Source organism: Burkholderia aenigmatica (assembly GCF_048627025.1).
Lineage (GTDB): Bacteria > Pseudomonadota > Gammaproteobacteria > Burkholderiales > Burkholderiaceae > Burkholderia > Burkholderia aenigmatica.
The window spans coordinates 1,973,879-1,989,613 of sequence record NZ_CP184469.1 but is presented as its reverse complement, the minus strand read 5'-3'; the positions used below and the strand labels follow the sequence as shown (position 1 = coordinate 1,989,613).

Sequence of the window (15,735 nt, the reverse complement as noted above, 5' to 3'; positions counted from 1 at the left end):
GCGCGCGTCGCCTGTTATGGCTCGATCACGCCGGCTATAGCGCGCCGCTGCTCACGGGTGACGCGCCACCGTGGCTCGACAGTGCCGCGTGCGTGGCGTGGGCGCGGCATGCGCGTGGCCTGCTGCGCCCGGACGTGCTCACGCTGCCGCTCGCGGAGGTGGCCGATGCGTGGCTCACACGCGATTCGGCGCTTGCCGCCGAGCTGATAGGCAAGACAAAGCGCGCGCATCTGCCGCTGAAAACGTATCTTTCAAGCGAGCCGGTGCGTGCGCACGTGGCGGCGCTGGCGGTCGCGCTGCGCGCAGCGTTGCCCGACGCGATCTTTGTGCTGGATCTGCCGTCGCCGCGCGACTGGGCGGCGCGCGCATTCGCTTTCGCGAGCGGCACGCCGCGCGTCGAAGTCGACGAAGACGCGGCCGACGCGGCGGCGGCGTGCGTGGCGGATTTCATGCGCACTTTCGCGACCGCCGGAGTGGACGCAGTTCTGATGCGCGAATCGCTCCGATGGGATGCCGACGTCGCCGTGCACGGGCTGGAACTGCTTCAGCCGGTCGCGAACGTCGCGCGGCATTATGGCTGGGAATGGGGGCTGCGGGTTCCGGCTTCGGTCGCCTTCACTGGTGCTGCGGCGCCGGACTTCGCGATCGCGCCGGCGACGTGCGGCCCGGGGCCGACCGGAGTCGTTGTGCCCGCGGCGTTCTGGTTCGGCGAAGACGATTTGCCGGCAGCGGGCCCCGACACATTCGACGTCGCGGAAATTCCCGCGTTGGCACATCCCGAAACGGTCCTCGCGCGCATTGCGCTATTACGTGAAAGGCATTGACATGACGAACGAAGGCGAACTGATGTGGACGCCGGATGACGCGTTCATGCGCGGTTCCAATCTGGCGCGTTTCATGGACTGGCTCGCGGCCGATCGAGACCTGGCGTTTGCCGACTACGATGCGCTGTGGCGATGGTCGACCGATGAACCGGACGCGTTCTGGGCGTCGATCTGGCAGTGGTTCGACGTGCAGTTCGACGGATCGGCGCGTCGCGTGACCGATGGCGCGCCGATGCCGCACACGCGCTGGTTTCCCGATGCGCGCGTGAACTACGCAGAACACGTGCTGCAGCATGCCGCGCATGCGGACGCGGCGCAGCCGGCGTTCCATTACGCGAGCGAAACGCAACCGCTGCGCACGCTGTCGCTGGTCGAGCTCGCCGGCCAGGTGCGGCGCGTTGCGACGCGCTTGCGCGAGATGGGCGTGCAGCCCGGCGACCGCGTCGTCGCGTATCTGCCGAACGTGCCCGAATGCGCGATCGCGATGCTCGCCGCCACCAGCATCGGAGCAGTATGGTCGTCGGCTGCGATCGATTTCGGCGTGCGTACGGTGGTCGACCGCTTCCGGCAGATCGAGCCGAAGGTGCTGATCACGGCCGATCGCTACAGCTTCGGCGGCCGGATGTTCGAGCGCACGGAGGAAGCGTTCCAGATCGCGCGCGCGCTGCCGTCGCTGGAGACGCTCGTATGGCTGTCGTCCGACACCGATGTGCTGCCGGACGGCGCCGCGACACTGCCGTGCGCGACGCATCCGTGGCACGCGCTTCTGGACGGCCCCGAAGTGCCGCCCGACGCATTTCGCTTCGAACGCGTGGGTCCCGATCATCCGCTCTGGATCGTGTTTTCGTCGGGAACGACCGGTTTGCCGAAGGCGATCGTCCACAGCCACGTCGGCATCCTCGTCGAGCATTTGAAGCTGATGCACCTGCATATGGATCTGCACGCCGGCGACGTGATGTTCTTCTACAGCACGACCGGCTGGATGATGTGGAACCTGTTGGTTGCGTCGCTGATGACGGGCGCGGCTGCGGTGCTCTACGATGGCAGCCCGATGCATGGTGGGCCGGGTTGCCTGTGGCGGCTTGCCGCCGATGCGGGAGCGACCTGTTTCGGTGGCAGCCCGACGTTCGTGCAGATGATGGAGAAGGCCGGCCTCGAGCCCGGCCGCGAATTCGACCTGTCGCGCGTCAGGAGCGTGATCCTGAGCGGTGCGCCGAGCACGCCGGAAACATTCTCGTGGTTCTATCGCTGCGTGAAGCCGGATTTGTGGGTTACGTCGCAGTCTGGCGGCACCGAGTTGTGCAGCGGGCTCGTCGGTGCCGTGCCGCTGCTGCCGGTGCGGGCGGGGGAGATCCAGGCGCGCATGCTCGGCATGGCGGTCGACGTGTGGAACGACGCCGGCGAGCCGGTCGTCGACGAGATCGGCGAGCTCGTCGTCACGCGGCCGGCGCCCTCCATGCCGATCTATTTCTGGAACGACGAGGGCGGCACACGTTATCGGGAGTCCTATTTCGACTATTTCCCCGGCGTGTGGCGGCACGGCGATTTCATGAAGATCGTGCCGCACGGCGGTTGCTACATCTATGGGCGGGCCGATTCGACGCTGAATCGCCACGGCGTGCGCATCGGCTCGGCGGAAATCTATCGCGTCGTCGAGGAGATCGAAGCCGTGGCCGACAGTCTCGTCGTCTGCTGTGAATTGCCCGGTGGCCGCTACTTCATGCCGCTGTTTCTGCGCCTGCGCGACGGCGGGGCGCTCGACGACGCGCTGCGCGCGCGGATCGCGGAGAGGCTGCGCACGCTGTGCAGCCCGCGCCACGTGCCGGACGTGATGGTTGCGATGGAGCAGATTCCGTACACGCTGACCGGCAAGAAGATGGAGGTGCCGGTGCGCAAGATCCTGATGGGGCAGCGCGTCGAAAGCGCGGCGAGTCGCGATGCGATGGCCAATCCGGCGGCGCTCGACGCATACGTTGCCTTTGCCGGCACGGTGCCGCGATGACGGAGTCGCTCGTAACCGGTGCGCGGGCGGCGGGGGGCGATAGCCGAGACGACGGAACGTCGAATGATGCAGGCTGCCTGCGCCCGTTCTGCTGCAATCCGTTCGCGGCATTCTCGGCATTTTCGCGTGTCGGGGGCTGGACGCCGCCGCTGCCGGACGAGCGTGCGGCGGAGCCGGCGGCCGGCGATGCTTGAAGCGGCTTCGCGATTGAGGCACGATGCCTTCTCTTCCACGCCATCCGGACGATTGTGACTGCTTCCCCGAATTCGACGCGACGCAGGCCACGCCGCCACGGCGCGGACTTGCGCGAACACAAGTTCTTTCCGCCCGTCGCGCGTCGCGGCGCGATCGTCCGGCGCGCGTTGCTCGATCGCGTGACGGGGCTCGGCGTGCCGCACATCGTGGTCCTGCAGGCCCCGCTCGGCAGCGGCAAGTCGACGCTGCTGCAGCAGATCATGGAGGCAGGGCGCGCGAAGCGCTGGACGATGGCGTGGCTCGCGCTCGACGAGAACGACAACGATCCACGCCGTTTCGAAGCGTATTTCATCTCGCTGATCGCGCAGATGGTCGAGGAGGCCGGCGTGGCTGCGACCGGGCAGCCGGTGCGCCCGTCCGACAACATGCTCGACTGGGTGTTCGACCAGCTCGCGCGGATCGACGGTCCGATCGGCATCTGCATCGACGATTTCCAGTGGATTCACGAGCCGGCGATTCTGCATTTCTTTCGCGATCTGCTGGATGCGCTGCCCGGGCGCTGTCGCGTTTACATCGGATCTCGCAACCTGCCGGACGTCGGCGTGAGCGCGTTGCAGGTTGCCGAAGAGGCGCTCGTGTTGCGGATGGAGGATCTGCGTTTCTCGACGGACGAAGCGGCCGTGTTCCTCGCGGATGCCGCCGACACGATCGATGCGGAAACGGAGGCGTTCATCCAGTCGCGCACCGAGGGATGGCCGGCGGGGCTCCAACTGTTCAAGCTGGCGCTTGCGCGCGACGAGATCCGGGATGCGCTTGACGAGATGCGCGACTGCACGCCGCTCGAGCTGGTTCGCTACCTGTCGGAGAATACGCTCGCGCTACAGCCGCCCGACGTGCGGACGTTCCTGCTGAAAACGTCGCCATTGCGGCGCCTGAACGGCTCGCTCTGCGAGGAAGTGACCGGGTTCGAGCACGCGGACGCGGTGCTGCGGCAGCTCGAGCGCGACGGGTTGTTCGTGGAGGCGCTGGACGGCAGCCCGGGATGGTATCGCTATCACGGGCTGTTCGCCCGCTTCCTGTCCGATCGGCTCACGCATGAGGATGCGGCGCGCGTGATCGACGTGCACCGCCGCGCCGCGCACTGGTACGTGCGCCATGGCGTGCCGGAAGAGGCGATGTTCCATGCCGTCGAGGCACGGGAGTATTCGCTCGCGATCACGACGCTGGACGACTGGGCGTCCCGGCTCGTCGAGGGTGCCGAGTTGGTGACGGTCGCATACTGGTTCGACCGGCTGCCGTTGCAGGAGGTGCTCGGCTGCCGGAGCCTCGCGGTGAAGATCGCGTGGGCGCTGGTGTTCCTGCGGCGCGGCGGGCCGACCCATCCGCTGCTGTCATATCTTGCCGAAACGCGCGACGGGCACGGCGCCGACGTCGTGCTCGCGATGGCGTTGCTATTCGGGAACGACCTGCGCGGCGCGGCGCGGCTCGCCGACGTGCCTGCGCTGCGTCAGCCGGCGTCCGGCCTGTTCGAGGCCTTCGAGCTCGGCGCGGCGGCCAATCTCCTTGCGTTCAGCGCGATGGCCGAGTGGGAGGACGAACGGGCCCATCACCTGCTGGTGCTGGCGAACAGCCACAACGATCATGCACAGGCCGCGTTCAGTCATGGCTATACGCTCGCGTTGCGCTGCATCCTGCAGGTGATGAGCGCGCAGCCGCGGCTGGCTACCGATGCTCCGCATGCGACTCGCGGCATGCGACGCGACGCGGGCAGTCCGTACGTGAACCGGGGCATGTCGGCCGCGGCGCTGGCGGCGTCGCGCATCTGGGCCTGTTACGAGGCAGACCAGTTTGACACGGTTGAGCGACTCTCCGCGCAGTTCGGCGAGGATATCGCACTCGCGACGGTGCCGGAATTCGTCGCGTTGTCGATGGTGTCGATCGCGCGCGTGCATGCCGCGCGCGGCCGGATGCTTCAGGCGCGCGACGCGCTCGACACGCTCGAGCGTCTGAGCTTTCACAATCGTTGGTCGAGCGTGCGGGAGATGATTGTGTGGGAGCGTCTGTATCTTGCGGGGCGCAGCGGCGAGACGACGCGCATCGATGCGTTGCTGTCGCAGGTATCGGGCGATGCCGCATCGCCGGATCCAGCATGGATTCCGGTGACGGAGATGCTGAGCGGCCCGCTGCTTGGCCGCATCCGGCTTGCGTTGTCGCAACAGCAGCTCGACCGGGCCTCCGAATTGCTGAAGTCGGCGCTCGGCATCGTGCCGGCGCGACCGCTCCTGTCTGTCAAGCTGCAGGTATTGCAGGCGCTGGTTCAGCATCGGCAAGGGCACACGCGGCTGGCGCTGCGCACGTTGCAAGGTGCGCAGGACGCCGCTCGGGCGGGCGGCTGTACGCGTGCGTTGTTCGACGAGGGCGCGGAGTTGGCGGCGATGCTCGATGGCGTGGAGTGTGCAGAGAGAAATCCGAAAGCAAACGTCCAGAAGACGGCGTGGTCGAACCTGTTGTCGCAGCGAGAAGATGAAATCCTGCGGTTACTGTGCAGCGGAGCGTCGAATCGCGAGATATCCGAGAAGCTGTTCCTGTCCGAGAACACGGTGAAGTTTCACCTGAAGAACCTTTATCTGAAGCTGGACGTCAAGAGTCGGGCGCAGGCGATTCTCAAGGCGCAGTCGGACGCGCGGTAACCAAAGGGGTAACGGGCACGGATTTGCCGGCACAGTTCGAGAAGGCGGTGCGGAGAATCGAGCACTTTCGCACAACCGGAATTGTGCAAAACGACAAAGCGATACGTAACGCAATTTTGCGAACGTTGCGGGCAATCGATCAGGATTCCCGTGCAAAAATTCCGTTTATTCCAAACGGAAGAAACCATGGTCACGCTTCAACACATGCGCCTGTTCGTTGGTGTGGTCAACGCCGGCGGATTTTCGGCGGCGGCCCGGCAACTCGGCATAAGCACCACGCGGATTTCACGCGTGGTGTCGGATCTCGAACGGCACCTGACGGTCCGATTGTTGAACCGGACGACGCGCCGCGTCTCGTTGACCGAGGCCGGCGAACGATACTGGCGGCGATGCGACCAGATACTCGCCTACCTCGAACAGGCAGAGGCAGAGACGTGCGACGCCCATGCGCGGCCGTCCGGAAAGCTGAAGCTGCATTGCGCGAACGGGTTGGACCGGCACTATGTGATGTCGCTCGTCGCAGGCTATCGGCAACGTTTTCCAGAGGTCAGGATCGACTTGCTGACGACCCGGCGGCGGCCCGACCTGATTGGAGAGGGCCTGGACGTGTCGATCGCGCTCGAACGCCATCTTCCGGAATCCGGCGTGGTTTCCGAGCGACTCGGGGCGACCTTCAGCATCCTGTGTGCGTCGCGCGGATATGTCGACACACACGGTGCGCCGGCCACGCTCCAGGATCTCGAGAGGCATGCCTGCCTTGGTTTGCTCGCGACGCCGACTGGGCATGACGCGTGGAAACTGATCGGCCCGGATGGTGTACAGGCGAGCGCGCCGGTCACGCCCGCCTTTCGCGTCAACGACGCAGATGCGCTGGCGGCGGGGATTCGGAGCGGCATGGGCATCGGTCTACTGCCGCTTTACTCAGCGGTCGCCGGGTTGCGCGATGGGCAGCTTGCATGTGTGCTGCCGCACTATCGCACCCACGACATGAATGTGTATGTGCTGTACTCGTCACGCCAGTATCTGGATGCGAAAATCCGGACATGGGTCGATTTGATGCGTGACACGTTGCCGTCGATGCTGGCACGCGACGAGCAGACGTTTGCGGCGTATGCCGGGCCGGGAGCCGACGGCGAGCCAGCAAGACCAGTGGAAGGCGTGGATGCCGGCGCAGATGCGCGGTACGCGAGCGCGCTGTGAGCAGCGCACACGACAGCATGGCCTTCCTTCGACATTGCGGGTAGCCGACTTGAATCCACTGACCGCCACCGTTCCCATTACCGTCGTGAACGGCTTCCTTTCCGGCGCCGAGCGGGAGACGATTGCCAGACTGGCCGAGCTGTCGGGCATTCCACACGAGTTGCTTGGCAAGCCAGGGGCCCGTGTGACGCAGGAGCAATTCTCCACGCTCTACCGTCTGCTGGCCAGTGAGCTGGACGACGAAATGCCGGGTATTTTCAGCCGACGATTGAGAAAGGGCACGCTCAAATTTCTCTGTCTGAGCTTGCTGGACGCGCCCCGGCTCGAGGTCGCGCTATATCGACTCACGCAGTTCTTTCATATCCTCCTGGAAGAATTCACACTCGAATCCAGGCAGGACGGCAGGACCGGCATGGTTCGATTGACCATCGAGCCTCAAGGCCCGGGTGTGAGCGCGCTCGGTTGCGAACTGGTGCTGAAGCTGATTCATGGCATCGCATCGTGGCTGATTCGCCAGAAGATTCCGCTTGTCGAAGTGAATTTCCAGTTTCCTCGCTCGGCACAGGCGGGCGATCATCTTTACCTGTTTCCAGGCCCGGTGAAGTTCGATCAAGCCATGACCTGTCTTCGCTTCGATGCGAACTATCTCACGATGCCCATCAGGCAGCGCAAACCGGATCTTCAGGCGTTCCTGAAGCGAGCGCCCGAAGACTGGATATTTGTCACGTTCGTGGACCAGATGGTGTGCCACCAGGTCTGGCGTTACATGGCGGATTGCCTTCCTGAGACACCTACGATCGATCAGGTCGCGCACGCGCTGAATTATTCGACGCGTACGCTCGGCCGGCGTCTGGAAGTCGAAGGCACGACTTTTCAGGCCATCAAGGACGAAGTGCGGCGCGACATCGCGATTCAGCGGCTGACTCACTCCAACGATACGATCGCGGGAATCGCGTACGACGTCGGGTTCGACAATCCGACTGCATTTCATCGCGCGTTTCGTCACTGGACGGGTAGTACGCCGGCCGCGTATCGCAATACCGAGCGATCCGTCGGCCGGTGACGGCGAAGGCGCCGAGCGCGCGAACGCCGTGCCGCCCCGGTAGCGTCAACGGGCGCTGAAGTTGGCGACCCGCTTTTCGAGGAACGCCGACGTACCTTCTCGTTTGTCGTCGGTTGCCGCGCAGATCGAGAACAGTGCGCTTTCCAGGAGCATGCCCTGGTCCTGGCTCATGTCGAGCCCCCGGTTGATGGCCTGAATGGCGAATCGGGTCGCGAGCGGCGCGTTGGCGACGATCTGCCCGAGCAGCGCTTCGGCCCGAGCGAGGAGCGCATCGGCCGGCACCACCTCGTTGACGAGGCCGATCCTGTAGGCTTCGGCAGCGTCGATCATGGTCGCGGTGAGGATCAGCTGCATTGCGCGGCCCTTGCCGATCAGGCGCGGCAGGCGTTGCGTGCCGCCGAACCCCGGGATGACACCGAGCTTCACTTCGGGTTGCCCGAAGTGCGCACGTTCCGTCGCAAGACGGATTGTGCAGGCCATCGCAAGCTCGCAGCCGCCACCGAGCGCAAAGCCGTTGATCGCTGCGATGACCGGCTTGCCCAGGTTTTCGATCAGATCGAACGTGGTTTGTCCCTGACGCGTGAACGTCGCGGCATCGACGGCGCCGAGCGGGGCGATTTCGCTGATGTCCGCGCCGGCAACGAACGCCTTGTCGCCGGCGCCCGTCAGGATCACGCCGTGAATGGCGGAATCGTCGCGCGCGTCTTCCATGACCGCGCGAATTTCGTCGAGCGTTGCATGGTTCAGCGCGTTGAGCGACTTCGGGCGGTTCACGGTGACGTATGCGATGCCAGCGCGCTTTTCGTATGACAGATTCAGAAGAGATTGCATGAGGGTCGATGATCGAGTGGAAAGAGGCCGCCGCGATCTGCACGGCGGCTGTCGGATGCGTCAGCGTTCTTCGGAGCGCAGCGCAAGCAGGCCGAGCAGCACTTCATCGCGGCGCGCGGCCAGTTGGTCGATCGACCGGCCAGCCACTTCTTCCCGAACGCCGGTGGTCATTTTCTGTCGCACTTCCGCTGTAATCTGCGGCGAGCCGAGCACTTCCCACCATGCGGTCATCGGGCCGGTGAACTGGTCGAAGAAGTGTTCGATGCCGCCTTGGCCGCCGCCAAGATGGAACAGCATGTTCGGACCCATGACGCCCCAGCGCAAGCCGGGTCCCCAGCACACCGCGGTATCGGCATCCTCGACGCTCACGACGTCCGTGGCGACCAGGTGGACGATCTCGCGCCAGAGCGCAGCCTGCAGGCGGTTCGCGACATGGCCGGGCACTTCCTTGTTGAGCCGGATGGTTTTCTTGCCGAGGCTCGTATAGAACGCGATGGTGCGTTCGATGGTGTCCTGCGAGGTCTGCTTGCCGCCGACGATCTCGACGAGCGGGATCAGGTGCGGCGGATTGAACGGATGGCCGATCACGCAGCGCTCGGGATGGCGTTCGCAGGCCGACTGGATCTCGCTCATCGTCAGACCGGAAGAGCTCGACGCGATGATCACGTCGGCCGGCAGCGTTTCGTCCAGCAGCGAATAGAGCGCCTGCTTGACGGCAATCCGCTCCGGGCCGTTTTCCTGGACGAGGTCCGCGCCGGCGATGGCGGTCCGCGTATCGGCGGTGAACGTCAGCCGGTCGCGCGACGCGCCGGGGGCGAGACCGAACTTTTCGAGGGCCGGCCACGCGTTGTCGACATACTGACGGAGCTTGGCTTCGGCATCCGGCGCAATATCGGTGGCGACAACGTCCAGACCCTTCGCGAGAAAGAGCGCGGTCCAGCTCGCGCCGATCACGCCGGTGCCGATCACGGCAACACGCTTGATTTGCTTCGACATCTTCAACTCTCCAGAGTCGTTCATGATGACGCGGGTCGTGGCATCAACGGAATCGATGGTCACGACGCGACGGTGCCAGGTAGTCGTGTACGACTTCACCTGCACCCAGGGTGAGATCCGTGAGGATGTGCGTCGCCGAAAGCACCTCGAGCACCGGCAGCTGCGCGACGGGCGCAAAGCAGTGCGGATGCAACTCGAGCGTGGCGGGGCCTGTCCATGCACCCTTGACGACCAGGTCGCTCAGCCGGTACTTGACCAGCTCGCAGATGCGCGGCTTGCCATCGACGTGCGGAATGATCTTCAGCAGATAGCCGGGGCCGTCGAGTGAACGGCGGACTTCTTCCGTGTCGAGCGCCTGATACTTGTAGCCCATCGTGGCCGTCGCGACGCGCACGCCGTTGTAGTCGAGCGTGCCGACGAGCGTATCGCTGCGCACCTCGAGCTTCGGCTGCGCGAGGGTCTTCGGAAAGCCGAGGAGCTCGCGTCCCGCCGCAATGCCCGGCAGGTTGTCGAGGTACATCGCGTGGGTATAGCCGCCCGCCACGCCGTCGAGCGTCACGGGGATGACCTGGCCCGACTCGGTGTAGGAGCCGAGCCCCGACGAGTCAGGCATCTTGATGAATTCGTACTTCACGATCGGTTCGACGATCTTCAGCGGCGCGGGAACGAGCCGCTCGAGCGCGGCGGGATCGGTCCGATACGTGATGATGATGAATTCGCGATCGACGAAGCGATACGGCGGCTTCGCGTAGGCCGGGCCGACGAGCGGCATCGCATAGGCCTGTTCAAGCAATTCCTGTTCGGTCACTTTGTTGTCCTGTCAATTCGAGGGAGAGTCGAACGGCTGACGCGTCATGCGCTCGTGCCGTGCTTCGATACGACGCCTTCGGCCAGCAGTCGGGCGATTTCGTCGGCGCCGTAACCGAGATCGGCGAGCACGCTATCGCTGTGTTCGCCGAGCTGCGGTGCAGGCCCGGGCGAGACCTTCTGCACGCCCGCGACCTGGACGGGGCTGTTCACCGTGTGCGTCGCTTTGCCGGTCGGCTCGGCGAGCGGCACGAAGATGTCGTTCTCGTACATTTGCCGGTCGTTGATGATTTCGTCCGCAATCTGGACGACGCCGTAGATCACGCGGCCTGCGTCGAAGGTCTTCTTCCAGTACTCGAGCGGCTGCCGGGCAAACGCTTCGTCGAGAATCGCGACGAGTGCGGCCGCGTTTTCTGCGCGGGCCGCCTCGTTGGCGAAGCGCGGATCGTCGAGCAGCGCGGGCAACTGCATTGCGTTGACGAGCAGCGGCCAGTCCTTGCTCGCCGGCAGCACGACCAGGAGCCACCGATCGTCGGCGGTGCGATACGGGTTCAGCAGCGCGTTCGGCGGCGACTTGCGGCCCTGCCGCTCGCGATAGCGCGCGCCATTGAGGCCGCCTTCGATCCACGCGGCGGCTGCCCATGCGCCTTCGGCGATCAGCGAGGTGCTGACGTGGCTGCCCTTGCCGGTTTTTTCGCGTCGATAAAGGCCTGTCACGATCGCGGAATACAGCGTGCTCGCGGTCGCGTGATCGCCGATGCCCGGCACCGGCAGCGTCGGCGGGCTGTCGCCGTCGCGCGTGACCTGCATCAGACCGGTGCGCGCCCAGTAGGCGGTGATGTCGAAGCCGGGCTTGTCGGCTTCCGGGCCTTTCGTGCCGTAGCCGGTGAGGTCGGCGTAGACGAGGCGCTCGTTGAGCGGCGCGAGCGCCTCATAGGTGAGGCCGAGCTTTTCCTTGATCTTCGGCGGGAAGTTGACGACGATGACGTCCGCCCATTGGGCGAGGCGGGTGACGATGTCGCGAGCGGCGGGCGACTTGAGGTCGAGGGCGAGGCCGCGCTTGTTACGGTTGGTCAGTTGCCACGCGTAGTTGTGTTCGCTGATCGGGTTCGGCGGGATCGCGTAGAAATGCCGATAGGGGTCGCCCGTGCCGGGCGGCTCCACTTTGATGACCGTGGCGCCGAAATCTGAAAGAATCGTCGTCGCTGCCGGTCCGGCAATGTAGCTGGCGAAATCGACGACCTTCAGGCCGGAAAATATACTCTCGGGGGTTTGCATGGGGCCTCTGGCGAGTGACACGGGGACATATCCGTCAATCGGACGCAATGTCCGATCGGCTTGCTGTGAACGTTATCCGGTCGCCCCCGGGCGGCGAAATGGGAGAACTGGGCGTTCCGAATGGAACTTTTCACAACGCCCCGTCGGGCGACGGGTGTCGTTCGGCGCGGGGCGTCGACCGGACTGCCCCTGGAAGCCCGCGATGGCGGCCGAGCGCCGCCGAACCGAAAGAAGAGGAAAGATGCATATAGGACATGTCCAGATTCCGGAAACGTCGGCACTAATGCGCGACAAGATTCGGGAATTGACGCTGAATCCGACGGAAGTGATCGATCGGACCTATGCGGCCCTGATTCGCATCGAGGGCTACGAAGATCTGTCGGCCGCGGTCAGGCAGGACATCATGGCGTCGATCGCGTTGTCGGAGCGACTGTGGTTCGAGTCCGTATTTACCGGCTCGTTTCCGTCGGACAAGGATCTCGAGGTGTTCCAGGAATGCGGCCGCCGGCGCGTCCACCAAGGCATTCCGCTGCCGTCGCTGCTGCGTGCATTTCGCGTCGGGGTGAGGGAGGTGTGGCGTAGTTGTGCCGAGCTCGGCAGCGCATGCGATGAGTTGCGCGACGAGCTGTTCTTCGTGATCTCGCCGTACCTGATGGATTTTTTCGACGAGATGGCGCAGTTGATCTCGCGTGCCTATCTCGACGAGCAGTATCAGCAGGCGCGCTGGAAAGAGTCGCTGCGTTATCAACTGCATGAAATCATCTTCAACCACACGGTCGACGACGACGCGTTCCGCAAGGCCACCAAGGCGCTGGGGCTCGATCCCACGATGCGCCGAATCGCAATCGCGATCGAATCGGCGCACCTGGATCGCAGTGCGCTGCATGCGGAGGAGGAGACCGACCGACTGGTGCTCGCCGTCGCACGGCACCTGAAAACGCCCCGGGACAGCCTGCTCGACGTCTGGCATCGGGATCGGCTGATCGTGTGGGCGCCGTGCCTCCATGACGAATCTGCCAGCGCGAGCGACAGGCGGGTCGCGGGCAGCGTGGGTGCATGGCTCGGCAGTGCGTCATCCGACGCGTCGGTCGGCATCGGTCTGGCGAGCATCGGGGCGAAAGGCTGGGCGGCGTCCGCGGAGGAGGCGATTCGCGCACTGGCATTCGGCCAGAGCGCAAATGCAGGGCATCGCGCGCATCGTTATTCGGACATCGTCCTCGAGGAGTGTGTGCGCGGCAATGACGGCGCGCTGAACTACCTGCTGTCGTTGATCGAGGAACTGGCGGGGGAGCCGGAAATCATTGCGACGCTGGAGACGTTCTTTGCGAACCGGCAACGTCGCAAGGTTACGGCCGCCGCGCTGGATATCCACCCGAACACGCTGGACCATCGACTCGAACGTGTGGAAAACATTACCGGTGCGAAACTCGACGACGCCGCCTGGATCGCTCGGCTCGAGATCGCGCTGAAGCTTCGGGGGGCGCGCGCATAGAGGTTCGAGGCGCGGCGAGGTCTTCGTCGAACCGCCGGCAAATCGAGGCATCAATTGTCATATCAGGCGACCGGCCCGGCCGCGAACGCGCGCGGATGACAGCGCCGTGTGCGGCTACCCGTCGCATGACTTGTAGCACTCCATGCCAGTTGCCGTGCTGCGCGGCAACGAGTCGCCGCCGCCGGGCGCGACGCGCTTTGTCGCGATTGCCTGGCGCCAGTTTCTCCACTCCATCCCCATCGCATTGCGGTCGAATCGGCTCGTCGTGCGTATGTGTCGGCGACAGCCAACCAACGGAGCCCGATCGCCGCACCGGGTATCCGCGTTCGGAAGAGGCCGTCGGCAGTGACCGAATCGGTCTCGGAAGTGACAAATCGCGTCAACCTGTGCGCAGGTTTGAGGATTCGCATTGATTTGGCGTGTTTTGTCAGTCATTGGGCAGGTTTGGGTATCCGGATAAGCCAGGGCCGGGACTAGGATGAGCGCATCACTCGGACGCGCTCGACCCGTAGCGCGTCTTCCCGCGTGTTATTGCACGCATCACAAAATGTGGAGATGCGCGATGAGCTATATCGCCCCGGTCAAAGACATCCTCTTTGCGATTAACGAACTGGCGGACCTGGAACAGATCGCCACGCTGCCGGGCTTCGAAGATGCCACGGCTGAAACCGCTCAGGCCGTCATCGAGGAGTCCGCGAAATTCTGCGGCGAAGTCGTGGCGCCGCTCAACGTGTCGGGCGACCGGAACGGGACGATCTGGAAGGACGGTGCCGTGACGGCATCGCCGGGCTTCGCTGACGCGTTTCGCCAATTTACGGCAGGCGGCTGGCAAGGCGTGAAGCATCCGGTTGAATTCGGCGGTCAAGGCCTGCCGAAGCTGCTCGCGACGCCGTGTGCCGAAATGCTGGATGCATCGAACCTCGCCTTTGCTCTGTGCCCGTTGCTGACCGACGGTGCGATCGAGGCGCTGCTGACGGCAGGTACCGACGAGCAAAAGCAACGCTATCTGCCGAAGCTGATCTCGGGCGAATGGACCGGCACGATGAACCTGACTGAGCCGCAGGCCGGTTCGGACTTGGCGCTGGTGCGCTCGCGCGCCGAGCCGCAGGGCGACGGATCGTACAAGGTGTTCGGCACGAAGATCTTCATCACGTGGGGCGAGCACGATATGGCGGACAACATCGTCCACCTGGTGCTCGCGCGCACGCCGAACGCGCCGGAAGGCGTGAAGGGGATTTCGCTGTTCATCGTGCCGAAGTTCCTGGTCAACGAAGACGGCTCGCTCGGCGCGCGCAACGATGTGCACTGCGTGTCGATCGAGCACAAGCTAGGGATCAAGGCGAGCCCGACCGCGGTGCTGCAGTACGGCGATAACGGTGGCGCGATCGGCTACCTGGTCGGCGAAGAGAATCGCGGCCTCGAATACATGTTCATCATGATGAACGCAGCGCGGTTCTCGGTCGGGATGCAGGGCATCGGTATCTCCGACCGCGCCTATCAGCAGGCAGTGCAATATGCAAAGGACCGCGTACAGAGCCGCCCGGTGGACGGGTCGGCCAAGGAGTCGGTAACGATCATTCATCATCCGGACGTACGCCGCATGCTCGGCACGATGCGTGCGATGACCGAAGGCGCACGGGCACTGGCGTATGTGGCGGCCGCGCATAGCGATCTCGCGCACGGCCATCCTGACGAAGCGACGCGCGCCCGGAACGAGGCGATCTACGAATTCCTGGTGCCGATCGTCAAGGGCTGGAGTACGGAAGCATCGCTGGAAGCGACAAGCCTGGGTGTGCAGGTGCACGGCGGGATGGGTTTCATCGAGGAAACGGGTGCGGCACAGTACTACCGCGACGCGCGCATTCTGACCATCTATGAAGGCACGACGGCGATCCAGGCGAACGACCTCGTGGGACGCAAGACGCTGCGTGACGGCGGCGCGGTGGCCTCGGCACTGCTCGCCGAGATCGGCAAGACCGTCGACGCGCTTGCGGCCGAGCAAGGCGCGCCATTCGAGTCGATGCGTCGACATCTCGAGGCGGGTGCACAGGCGCTGAAGACGGCGGTCGAGCATGTCGTTGCGAATACGAAGCGCGATCCCAATGGCGTATTCGCCGGTAGCGTGTCGTATCTGAAGCTGGCCGGCATCGTGCTGAGCGGGTGGCAGATGGCGCGTGCAATGCTGGTTGCGTTGCACAAGCAAGCGGAGGATCCGTCGTTCTACGGCGCCAAGATCGCTACCGCGCAGTGCTTCGCAGAATTCATCCTGCCGCAGGCGCTGGGGTTGAGCGCATCGATCGTCAGCGTGAAGGGCGGAGAAGGCATCCTGACCCTGTCGGAAGACCAGTTCTGAACTG

11 protein-coding genes are annotated in these 15,735 nt (G+C 64.6%); 7 read left to right on the top strand and 4 right to left on the bottom strand.

Annotation, left to right across the window (positions count from 1 at the left end; all coding sequences use genetic code 11):
* The first annotated feature begins 134 nt into the window (after positions 1-134).
* From ACN8ZM_RS25830 to ACN8ZM_RS25810, 5 genes are all read left to right on the top strand, one after another.
* Positions 135-824, top strand: coding sequence for a hypothetical protein (locus ACN8ZM_RS25830; RefSeq protein ID WP_420211145.1), 690 nt, complete (start codon positions 135-137; stop codon positions 822-824).
* Position 825: 1 nt separating this feature from the next.
* A complete protein-coding gene (locus ACN8ZM_RS25825; RefSeq protein WP_420211144.1) occupies positions 826-2,826 on the top strand; it encodes an acetoacetate--CoA ligase in 2,001 nt (666 codons plus the stop codon).
* A 302-nt stretch (positions 2,827-3,128) separates the two neighbouring features.
* Positions 3,129-5,711, top strand: coding sequence for a LuxR C-terminal-related transcriptional regulator (locus ACN8ZM_RS25820; RefSeq protein ID WP_420211143.1), 2,583 nt, complete (start codon positions 3,129-3,131; stop codon positions 5,709-5,711).
* Positions 5,712-5,897: 186 nt separating this feature from the next.
* Positions 5,898-6,911 (top strand): LysR family transcriptional regulator, encoded by a 1,014-nt coding sequence (locus ACN8ZM_RS25815; RefSeq protein ID WP_321812064.1) that lies wholly within the window; start codon positions 5,898-5,900, stop codon positions 6,909-6,911.
* Between the two features lie 49 nt (positions 6,912-6,960).
* Positions 6,961-7,974, top strand: a complete 1,014-nt coding sequence (locus ACN8ZM_RS25810; protein ID WP_234621215.1) for an AraC family transcriptional regulator — start codon at positions 6,961-6,963, stop codon at positions 7,972-7,974.
* Positions 7,975-8,019: 45 nt separating this feature from the next.
* Here ACN8ZM_RS25810 and ACN8ZM_RS25805 read toward each other — a convergent pair whose 3' ends face one another.
* The 4 genes from ACN8ZM_RS25805 to ACN8ZM_RS25790 are packed head-to-tail and all read right to left on the bottom strand — an operon-like array spanning position 8,020 to position 11,886.
* Positions 8,020-8,805, bottom strand: coding sequence for an enoyl-CoA hydratase-related protein (locus ACN8ZM_RS25805; RefSeq protein WP_175691120.1), 786 nt, complete (start codon positions 8,803-8,805; stop codon positions 8,020-8,022).
* Positions 8,806-8,865: 60 nt separating this feature from the next.
* On the bottom strand, positions 8,866-9,801 hold the full coding sequence (locus ACN8ZM_RS25800) for a 3-hydroxyacyl-CoA dehydrogenase NAD-binding domain-containing protein (RefSeq protein WP_234621213.1): 936 nt from the start codon (positions 9,799-9,801) through the stop codon (positions 8,866-8,868).
* A 43-nt stretch (positions 9,802-9,844) separates the two neighbouring features.
* Positions 9,845-10,609 (bottom strand): acetoacetate decarboxylase, encoded by a 765-nt coding sequence (locus tag ACN8ZM_RS25795; protein WP_175691119.1) that lies wholly within the window; start codon positions 10,607-10,609, stop codon positions 9,845-9,847.
* A gap of 44 nt (positions 10,610-10,653) precedes the next feature.
* A complete protein-coding gene (locus ACN8ZM_RS25790) occupies positions 10,654-11,886 on the bottom strand; it encodes a CoA transferase (protein ID WP_321812065.1) in 1,233 nt (410 codons plus the stop codon).
* Between the two features lie 202 nt (positions 11,887-12,088).
* On the opposite strand from ACN8ZM_RS25790, the gene ACN8ZM_RS25785 reads away from it, so the two are divergent.
* Complete coding sequence (locus tag ACN8ZM_RS25785; RefSeq protein WP_244100125.1) at positions 12,089-13,378, top strand: PucR family transcriptional regulator; 1,290 nt, start codon at positions 12,089-12,091, stop codon at positions 13,376-13,378.
* Positions 13,379-13,940: 562 nt separating this feature from the next.
* On the top strand, positions 13,941-15,731 hold the full coding sequence (locus tag ACN8ZM_RS25780) for an acyl-CoA dehydrogenase (protein WP_420211142.1): 1,791 nt from the start codon (positions 13,941-13,943) through the stop codon (positions 15,729-15,731).
* Positions 15,732-15,735: the final 4 nt, after the last annotated feature.

Bases quoted from the DNA above. Each gene is read 5' to 3' on its own strand.
- ACN8ZM_RS25825 (WP_420211144.1), top strand. From the start codon at position 826: ATGACGAACGAAGGCGAACTGATGTGGACGCCGGATGACGCGTTCATG.
- ACN8ZM_RS25815 (WP_321812064.1), top strand. From the start codon at position 5,898: ATGGTCACGCTTCAACACATGCGCCTGTTCGTTGGTGTGGTCAACGCC.
- ACN8ZM_RS25805 (WP_175691120.1), bottom strand. From the start codon at position 8,805: ATGCAATCTCTTCTGAATCTGTCATACGAAAAGCGCGCTGGCATCGCA.
- ACN8ZM_RS25800 (WP_234621213.1), bottom strand. From the start codon at position 9,801: ATGTCGAAGCAAATCAAGCGTGTTGCCGTGATCGGCACCGGCGTGATC.
- ACN8ZM_RS25790 (WP_321812065.1), bottom strand. From the start codon at position 11,886: ATGCAAACCCCCGAGAGTATATTTTCCGGCCTGAAGGTCGTCGATTTC.
- ACN8ZM_RS25785 (WP_244100125.1), top strand. From the start codon at position 12,089: ATGGCGGCCGAGCGCCGCCGAACCGAAAGAAGAGGAAAGATGCATATA.
- ACN8ZM_RS25780 (WP_420211142.1), top strand. From the start codon at position 13,941: ATGAGCTATATCGCCCCGGTCAAAGACATCCTCTTTGCGATTAACGAA.